The following is a 443-nucleotide window of genomic DNA, read 5'->3' on the forward strand; positions in this document are numbered from 1 at the left end:
CCCGCCGACGCGGACGCGCCTCGACAGCAGGCGTCTCGACAACAGGCGTCTCGACCACCGTCTCCTCGACCACCGGCGTCTCCACGACAGCCGGCACCTCAGAAACCGGATCCTCGACAGCCACCGGATCAGCAGCGACCTCAGCAGCCGAAGCCACCTCACTCACCGCGTCCTTGCGAACCGCACCCCCGGGAGAGGAAACCCGCCGACTGGCCCGCCGACGCCCCCGCCCCCGAGTAGCCGCAGCCTCGGCCTCAGCCACACTGCTGTACAGCTCCTCGTCAGGCTCGAACTCAGGCGCCGGCAGAGCAACCGGAGCAGCCACCTCAGCGGCAACCTCCTCCGCACTCTCCTCGACCGCGACCGGCGCCACATCCTCGACGACGTGCTCGTGAGCCGCGTGGTCGTGAGCGCCCTGCTCATCCCCACCCCGCCCCCGCCTC

Annotated in this window: 1 pseudogene; it reads right to left on the minus strand. The window is 70.9% G+C overall.

The annotated features are described in order from the left end of the window. Positions 1-443: pseudogene (locus tag AOK24_RS49725) on the minus strand (Rne/Rng family ribonuclease); the annotation flags it as partial.

Origin of the sequence: Streptomyces niveiscabiei (assembly GCF_001419795.1) — a bacterium.
Taxonomy (GTDB): domain Bacteria; phylum Actinomycetota; class Actinomycetes; order Streptomycetales; family Streptomycetaceae; genus Streptomyces; species Streptomyces niveiscabiei.